General features: G+C 72.2%; 8 protein-coding genes. 3 read left to right on the top strand and 5 right to left on the bottom strand.

Translation table 11 applies throughout. The features are described 5' to 3' along the window. Nucleotides 1-12: 12 nt before the first annotated feature. Nucleotides 13-969 carry an ATP-binding cassette domain-containing protein gene (locus ACTWQH_RS10830; RefSeq protein WP_443286214.1) on the bottom strand — a complete coding sequence of 319 codons (957 nt, stop codon included), beginning with the start codon at nucleotides 967-969 and terminating at the stop codon, nucleotides 13-15. Between the two features lie 149 nt (nucleotides 970-1118). Here ACTWQH_RS10830 and ACTWQH_RS10825 point away from each other — a divergent pair, with 149 nt between their 5' ends. Continuing rightward, nucleotides 1119-1730: a PadR family transcriptional regulator gene (locus ACTWQH_RS10825; RefSeq protein ID WP_443286213.1), complete on the top strand. Its 612-nt coding sequence runs from the start codon at nucleotides 1119-1121 to the stop codon at nucleotides 1728-1730. A 49-nt stretch (nucleotides 1731-1779) separates the two neighbouring features. On the opposite strand, the gene ACTWQH_RS10820 is transcribed toward ACTWQH_RS10825, so the two are convergent. Further along, a complete protein-coding gene (locus ACTWQH_RS10820) occupies nucleotides 1780-2619 on the bottom strand; it encodes a helix-turn-helix domain-containing protein (RefSeq protein WP_443286219.1) in 840 nt (279 codons plus the stop codon). Nucleotides 2620-3174: 555 nt separating this feature from the next. On the opposite strand from ACTWQH_RS10820, the gene ACTWQH_RS10815 reads away from it, so the two are divergent. Then, nucleotides 3175-3555 (top strand): ATP-binding protein, encoded by a 381-nt coding sequence (locus ACTWQH_RS10815; protein WP_443286212.1) that lies wholly within the window; start codon nucleotides 3175-3177, stop codon nucleotides 3553-3555. Between the two features lie 54 nt (nucleotides 3556-3609). Here ACTWQH_RS10815 and ACTWQH_RS10810 read toward each other — a convergent pair whose 3' ends face one another. Together ACTWQH_RS10810 and ACTWQH_RS10805 are read right to left on the bottom strand one after the other, a co-directional pair. Next, a complete protein-coding gene (locus tag ACTWQH_RS10810; RefSeq protein WP_443286218.1) occupies nucleotides 3610-3825 on the bottom strand; it encodes a DUF397 domain-containing protein in 216 nt (71 codons plus the stop codon). Between the two features lie 283 nt (nucleotides 3826-4108). Continuing rightward, nucleotides 4109-5275 carry a CobW family GTP-binding protein gene (locus tag ACTWQH_RS10805; protein WP_443286211.1) on the bottom strand — a complete coding sequence of 389 codons (1167 nt, stop codon included), beginning with the start codon at nucleotides 5273-5275 and terminating at the stop codon, nucleotides 4109-4111. Between the two features lie 99 nt (nucleotides 5276-5374). Here ACTWQH_RS10805 and ACTWQH_RS10800 point away from each other — a divergent pair, with 99 nt between their 5' ends. Further along, complete coding sequence (locus ACTWQH_RS10800; protein WP_443286210.1) at nucleotides 5375-6544, top strand: alpha/beta hydrolase fold domain-containing protein; 1170 nt, start codon at nucleotides 5375-5377, stop codon at nucleotides 6542-6544. Between the two features lie 92 nt (nucleotides 6545-6636). Here ACTWQH_RS10800 and ACTWQH_RS10795 read toward each other — a convergent pair whose 3' ends face one another. After that, entirely contained in the window at nucleotides 6637-7761 is a 1125-nt protein-coding gene (locus tag ACTWQH_RS10795; protein WP_443286209.1) for a glycoside hydrolase family 43 protein, read from the bottom strand. Nucleotides 7762-7829 lie beyond the last annotated feature (68 nt).

Genomic DNA, 7829 nt, shown 5'->3' with positions numbered 1-7829 from the left:
GGGTGGGGCTGGTCATGCGGCGGTCGCCTTTCGCTGCTTGTCGGTGAGCTGGAGGAAGACCTCGTCGAGGGTGGGGCGGCGCAGCGCGATGTCCTCGGTGTCGATGCCGGCGTCGGACAGGGCGCGGACGGTCGCCGTCAGGGCGGCCATCCGGTCGGTGACCGGGGCGCTGGCCAGCCGCCGGTCGGGGTCGGTGGTGCCGCCGTCGCCGAGGAGGGCGGCGACCCGGGGCAGGTCGCGGGCGTCGCGCACCACGACGTCGATGCGGTCGCCGCCGAGGCGGGACTTCAGCTCGTCCGGCGTTCCCTCGGCGACGAGGCGGCCGGCGTCGATGACGGTGATGCGGTCGGCGAGCTGGTCGGCCTCCTCCAGGTACTGGGTGGTGAGCAGCACGGTGGTGCCGTCGGCGGTGAGCGAGCGGACCGACTCCCACACCTCGGTGCGGCCGCGGGGGTCGAGGCCGGTGGTGGGCTCGTCGAGGAAGAGCACCTGGGGGCGGGTGATGAGGCTGGCGGCGAGGTCGAGGCGGCGGCGCATGCCGCCGCTGAAGTGCTTGACGGGCTTGTCGCCGGCGTCGGCGAGGTCGAAGCGCTCCAGCAGCTCGGTGGCGCGGCGGGCGGCGCCGGGGCCGCCGAGGTGGTAGAGGCGCCCGAAGAGGTCGAGGTTCTGCCGGGAGCTCAACTCCTCGTCGAGCGCGGCGTGCTGGCCGAGGAGGCCGATGCGGTAGCGGACGTCGTCGGGGTGGCGGGTCACGTCGAGGCCGGCGACCTCGGCGCGGCCCGAGGTGGGGCGGAGGAGGGTGGTGAGGATGCGGACGGCGGTTGTCTTTCCGGCGCCGTTGGGGCCGAGCAGGCCGTGGACGCTGCCGTGCGCGACGGCGAGGTCGAAGCCGTCCAGCGCGGGGGGCGGCTGGCGCCGGCGCTGGGCGTAGGTCTTGGTCAGGCCCTCGGCGATGATCGCGTGGGTCACGCGGGCTCCCTCCCCGGGTATTAGTCAAGTTTGATTAGCGCGACAGCGTAGGGTGGCGAAGGGGCGGTAGTCAAACTTGATGAGTGGCGGGGATGGGAGACTGGTAGGGCTCCGCCCCCAGGGGTCAGTGCGAAGGAGAGAGGCGCCACGTGTCGGTGATGCGACTACTCGTGCTGGGCGCGGTGCGCCAGCACGGGCGGGCGCACGGGTATCAGGTGCGGAACGACCTGGAGTTCTGGGGCGCGCACCAGTGGTCGAACGCCAAGCCCGGCTCGATCTACCACGCGCTGAAGCAGATGGCGAAGCAGGGCCTGCTGCTCGCCCACGAGACCGCCCCCAGCCCGGCCGGCGGGCCGCCGCGCACCGAGTACGAGCTGACGGAGGCGGGCGAGGAGACGTATCTGGAGCTGCTGCGCGAGTCGTTGCGCCAGCACGACCAGCGCATCGACGTGCTGACCAGCGGCGTCGGCTTCATCGTGGACCTCCCGCGCGAGGAGGCGATCGCGCTCCTGCGGGAGCGCGTGGCCGCGCTGGAGCTCTGGCGCGAGGAGGTCGAGAAGCACTGGACCCCGCAGGCCACGCCCGCCGAGTGGGGACACATCGGGGAGATCATGCGGCTGTGGATCCACAACGCCGTGAGCAGCGCGGAGTGGACCCGTGGCCTGATCGAACGCCTGGAGGGCGGCGCGTACGTGATGGCGGGCGAGGGCCGGCGCAGCGTGGAGGTGCTGCCGGACGGGATGGAGAACCCGTTCGGCTGAGGCGGCCGAACGCGGCTGAGCGGCGGCCCGCCCGCGCCCGGCCGCGCGGCTACAGCGATCGGCGGAGCTCGCTGAGCAGGTCCCTGGTCTCCTCCGGGCCGAGCGCCGCACGGGCCAGGCCGTCGAGGACGCGCTGGTAGGAGGCGACCTCGTCGTGCTTGTCGAGGTAGAGGGCGCCGGTGAGCTGCTCCAGGTAGACGAGGTCGGAGAGTTCGTCCTCGGAGAAGCGCAGCAGCGTGAACGCCCCGGACTCCGCCACGTGGCCGCCGTGCGAGAACGGCGCCACCTGGAGGGTGACCCTCGGGAACTCCGAGAACTCCAGCAGCGTCCGCAGCTGCTCGTCCATGACCTCGCGACCGCCGTAGGGGCGGCGCAGCGCGGCCTCGTCCAGGACGCAGTGCAGCCGGGGCGAGTGCTCGGAGAAGAGCAGCTTCTGGCGTTCGAGGCGCAGCGCGATGCGCCGCTCCACCTCGGCGCGCGGCGGCACGCCCCGGTGGCCGCTGACGACGACGGCGTGCGCGTACGCCTCCGTCTGGAGCAGGCCGTGGACGAACTGCACCTCATAGGTGCAGATACGTTCCGCCGCCGCCTCAAGTCCGACGTATGTCTGGAACCAGCCGGGCAGCACGTCGTTGTAGCTGTGCCACCAGCCCGCCCTGCCCGAGGACTTGGCCAGGACCAGCAGCGGGCCACGCTCGGCCTCGTCGGTGACGCCGTAGAGCGTGAGCAGGTCCGCGACGTCCCGCTGCTTGAAGCTCACCCGGCCGAGCTCCATCCGGCTGATCTTCGACTCCGAGGCACGGATGGCGTACCCGGCGTCCTCCCGGCTGACGCCGCATGCCTCCCGCAGACGGCGCAGTTGGGACCCCAGCAGGATGCGGCGGACCATCGATCCGCTGCTCGTGTCCGGGGCGCTGTCGGGGCTGGCGATGTTGCCGGCACCCGCTCCGGACCCGGCTCCGGCGGCATTCTCCATGGGCTCCGTGCGCTCCATGCGATGTGTGCGTTCTCTGTGTTCCGTGTGCTCCGCTGTCCGATGCGTGCTCATGCGCTCACAGCCCTCCACGACCGACGGTGCGAAGTCTGCCACGCCCAGGCTCCGATGGGTGCCCGCGTGATTACAATGGATCAAATTTTTTCGTGCACGTGCAGCTGCTCTTGCATTTGCCGTAAGCGTTGGGAAGCATGAGTCCTACGCGCTGGAAACCGGTGCGTCAGCACGTCCCTGCCGCTCAACACCCGGCGACGGTAGGGGACGGGGGGCTTCCCCGGTGGACCACGGCCCTCCGCGAACATACAGTGCCGCCGCGAACGCCAGGAGTGCCGCGTCATGGGGATCAAAGGAACGCCCATGCTCGACCATTTAGGGCAATCGTTCCCGCCCGTCGACACGCGGACCCCCTCGTCAACCGCGACCCTGGGACTCCCGGGACAGCCCGATTCCGTGCGCCGCGCGCGCGAGTTCACCCGAGCGACGCTTCAGGGCTGGCGGCTGCCCGAGCAGTTCGACGCCGTGGCGCTGGTGGTCTCCGAGCTGGTGACGAACGCCCTGCGGCACGGCGTGGATCGCCGCAGGAATGGCCGGAACGGCGAAGGCCCCGTTGTCGAGCTTGAGTTGATGCGCTACGCCCGGCGGCTGATATGTGCCGTGCGGGACGACAGCGAGGCGGAGCCGACGAAGACCGGGCCGGACGGCGTGGCCGATCCCGTGGCCGAGTCCGGGCGCGGGCTGCACCTCGTGGACTGCTTCAGCGACAGCTGGGGCTGGCGCCCTCTCACCGGCGAACGGCGCGGCAAGATCGTCTGGGCGGTCTTCAAGCTCTGATCTGGATCCGTCTGGTTCTGTCTCGGGATCTGCCCTGGAAAGGCCTGAGCGAGCTCAGGCGATGAGGTGGTCGAACTCTCCGTCCTTCACGCCGCGCAGCAGCGCCTCGACCTCGGCCCGGGTGTATATCAGCGCGGGGCCTTCGGGAAAGCGGGAGTTGCGTATCGCCACCTCGCCACTGGGGAGTTTGGCCAGTTCCGCACATGTGCCCTGCGAGTTGCTGTGGCTGCTCTTCAACCACCTCACACCCCGGATTTCGTGTGCGGCCATGCCGTTGTACGCGTCGGGCACTTGTGTCTCCCGGGTCGTGCGAGTGGTGCAAGTGCTGTGCAAGTGATGCAACACGAGTCCCACTCGTAGTCATGGAACCCAACTGACACCGATCATAACTCTGTTCAAGTGCATATGCACGGGACAATGCACGTGCACGACACGGTGTCGCCACCCCATCACTGCCGGTCCGGTGACCGCCCGCCTCCCCGCGGAGGTCCAACGATTCGACGGATGGCGTGGCCGACGGGTTCCCTGCCCCCCGGGGCGATCAGGAAACGGATCAGAAAACGGGATCCAGCAACTCGTCGAACGCGGAGCCGATTCCGCGCCACGCCTGCCGCCCCGCCGCGTACTCGGCGTCGGTGAGCAGGCAGGAGGCGAGCAGCGCGCGCAGCCCGTCGGCGTCGAGCGCCGGGCCGATGAAGACCAGGTGCTGGACCCGGTCGCCGAACTCCGGCTCCCAGTCCAGCGATGCGGCGGCCCGGCGCACCGGCGGCACCAGTTCCCAGGCCGCGTCGGGCAGCGCGGCCAGCCACGGGCCGGCGGGGTCGACGCACAGCGCGCCGCCCGCCGACTCCCAGGCCAGCAGCGTGTCGGGCCGGTCGGCCAGCCAGAAGCGCCCGCGGCTGCGCGGCGCCGCGCACGTCAGCTCGGGGAGCGCGGCGTACAGCCTCCCGGGGTGGAAGGGCCGCCGGTGCCGCCACACCAGCGTCGTGACGCCCGCCTCGTACGCCTCCTGCGGCAGCTGCGCGCACGCCGGGTGGTGGCGTGCGGCGGCCTCCTCCACGTCGAAGCCCGCCATGGCGGCGGCGGGGAACGCCGGGTCGCGGACGGCCACGTGGCGTGCGGTGGGGTGGAGTTGGGCCAGCAGCGCCCGGTCCTCGCCGTCGGCCGGCTCCGGGCCCTCGACGAGCGCCAGCAGCGGGGCGTACTCCAGCTGCCGCGCCCAGGTGTCGCCGACGGTGCGCTGGTCGGTGGGCGCGGCGGCCAGGCCCGCCTCGCTCAGGTCGTCGCCGCAGGCGAGGCAGGGCAGCACCAGAGCCGGGTCCACCGCCGTCACCACCCCCGCCAGCCGCACGTGTTCGCCCGCGTGGCGGTCGATGACCTCCGCCATGGGCCGGGGCTCCACGGAGTCCCACAGCTCGACGACGGCCAGCGGCGGCGGGGTGGGGCTCTCGGCCAGCCGCACCAGCTCGGGCACGATGTCGGCGCGCAGCGCGCAGCAGGCGCAGTCGTTGACCAGCGGCACCGGGACCTGGCCGAGGAGGCCGTCCGCGTCGCGGGCGGTGCGGGTGACGGTGCGGTCGATGACGGCGTTGGCGAGGTCGTGGTGGAGCGCGAGGGCGCCGGGCACGGCGCGCAGGAGGCGCTCGACGGCGGCGCGGCGGGCGTCGGCGTGGAGTCCGCCGACCAGCACGGTGGCGAGGGGGGAGATGCGGCCAGTCATGCGGTCACTATACAGAAACGGAAACCATTTTCATTAAGCCCGCATCGGGCTCCGCCTTCGTTGGGCGCCGCTGTCGGTGCCGTGGTGCATGCTCGGAGCATGAAGATCGTCGCGTCCGTCATGCCCGTCGTCCTCGCCGTCGCGGCGGCCGTGCTGCTGGTGCTCGGCGCGGTGCTGGCGTACCTGATGTTCTTCGACACCCGGCCCGGCGGCCCGGCGCGCCTGCTGCGGGCGTTCCCGCTCCACGTGCTGGTGCTCAGCCTCGCCGCCCTCCTCGTGGTGGCCCTCGCGCTGCGGGAGGGCCAGCGCCCGGCCGCGGTGGTCGCGGCGCTGGCCGCCGTGGTCACGGCGTTGACCGCGCTCGTCCCGACCATGGCGCTGGTCGGCACGGCGGGTGACCTGCGCGCGCCGGTCTCGCTGGGCACGTACCTCGGCCACGCGTTCAGCCGCAACGCCGGCGAGCCGGACCCGGAGCGCAGCGTCACCTACGCCGAGCCCGAGGGCCACCGGCTGCGGCTGGACGTGTGGCTGAGCGACCGCCCCGGGCCGCGCCCGGCCGTGGTGCTGCTGCACGGCGGGGCGTGGCGTTCCGGCCACCGGGGCGCCACGCCCGAGTGGAACCGCTGGCTCACCGAGCAGGGCTACCACGTCTTCGACGCCGACTACCGGCTCGTCGGCGAGGTCCCCGAGGGCACCGCCTGGCAGACCTCGGTCCGGGACGCCCGGTGCGCGGTGGCGTGGGTCGCCGCCCACGCCGAGCGGTACGGCGTGGACCCCGACCGCATCTCGGTGATGGGCCGCTCGGCCGGCGCGCAGCTCGCGATGATGGCCGCCTACGCCGGGGACGACGACGCCCGCTTCGAGCCGAGCTGCCCGCTGCCGGTGCCCCAGGTGAGCGCGGTCGTCGAGCTGTTCGGGCGGGCGGACCTGACCCTCTTCGACGGTGGGGACAACGCCACGGCCCGCGACACGCTGACCGCGCTGACCGGCGGCGGACCCGAGGAGTACCCGGAGCGGTACGCCGCCGCCTCCCCCGTCCGCCACGTCACGCCCGACGATCCGCCGACGCTGATGCTCACCGGCGAGAGCGACCACCTGGTGCCGCCCGCGCAGGCGCGTGCCCTCGCCGAGGCCCTGGAGGCCAGCGGGGTGCCGCACCGGGCCCGGTACTTCCCCTTCACCGACCACGACTTCGACCACAACTGGGGAGGCCTGGCCACCCAGGCCAGCCAGGCGGAGATCCGCCGCTTCCTCGCCCGGTACGGATGAGAAGACCTGACCCCGGCACCCTGGGGTGCCGGGGTCGGGGTTGTTCCGGGCGGACGGTGACGAGCGGCCGAGTCGCCTGCTCGCCTGCTCGGCTACTCGCCGGAGGGGCCCGGCAGTTCCTCGCCCGGTGCCGCCGGCACGCCGAAGTCCGGCGTGCCGTTCTCGTTCCAGGTGATGGGCTGCGCGCGGGTCGTGCGTGAGCTGCCGCAGCCGTCGTCGGGCGAGGAGTTGGCGTGGTAGACGACCCAGGTCTCGGTGCCGTCGGGGGAGGTGAAGAACTGGTTGTGGCCCGGCCCGTAGACGCCCGCAGCGTCGTTGCGCTCGAAGACCGGGTCGGGGAACTTGGTCCAGGCGCCCGGGTCCATCGGGTCGCCCGTCAGCTCCAGCAGCCCCAGCTTGTAGTCCGGGGTGTCGCAGTGCGAGGCGGAGAAGGTGACGAAGGTCCGCCCGTCGTGCTTGAGGACGGCCGGGCCCTCGTTGACCCCGGCGCCGGACATCTCCCAGTCGTGGGTGGGCGTGGCGATGCGCACGCCCGGCGCGGACGGCGTCCAGGGGTTCTCCATCGGGGCGACGTAGAGGTTCTGCGTGCCCTCCCAGAAGGAGTAGAGCATGTACAGGCTGCCGTCGTCGGCGGTCAGGTAGGTGCTGTCGATCATCCAGCGGTCGTCGCCGTACGGGTCGGCCTGGCCCCTGTAGTGGTACGGGCCCATCGGGTCGGTGCCCTCACTCTCCAGCACGTGGACGTTCTGGTGGTCGATGTTCTCGGCGACGCCCGCGCTGTAGGTGATGTACCAGCGCTGGCCGTTGGGCCCGTCGAGCAGGTGCAGCTCCGGCGCCCAGAAGTTGCAGCAGCGGCTGGGCTCGGTCTCCTCGTAGATCGTGACCGGCTCGGCGGAGGCGAGCCCGCCGAGGGTGGGGGCGGTGCGGATCTCCCAGTGCGAGGCCCAGGTGGTGGCGATGTGGTAGTACGCGCCCTCGTGGTACACGATCGACGGGTCGGCGGCGTTGGGCCCCGGCACGACGGGGTTGGTGAACGCCGCGGTGGGGGCCGGATCTCCGGCGGCGGCGGTCGTGGTCGACTCGGCGGCGCGCTCGGCGTTGGCGGTCGCCCCGCCGGGGGCCAGCAGCGCGACCGCGCAGCCGACGACGCCGGCCAGCAAGGCGGTCAGCAGGCGGCGCCGTCGCCGCCGTTGTGTGGGGGTTGGTGTGGGGGTCATAGCGGCTCCTATGATTTGCCCGATATTTCGAACACACTTCGGAATTACGGACACTGGGAAGCTAGGAC

It is taken from the genome of Streptomyces sp. 6N223 (genome assembly GCF_052246635.1).
Lineage (GTDB): Bacteria > Actinomycetota > Actinomycetes > Streptomycetales > Streptomycetaceae > Streptomyces.
The sequence above is the reverse complement of the archived record's forward strand: the minus strand, read 5'-3'. Positions and strand labels throughout refer to the sequence as shown.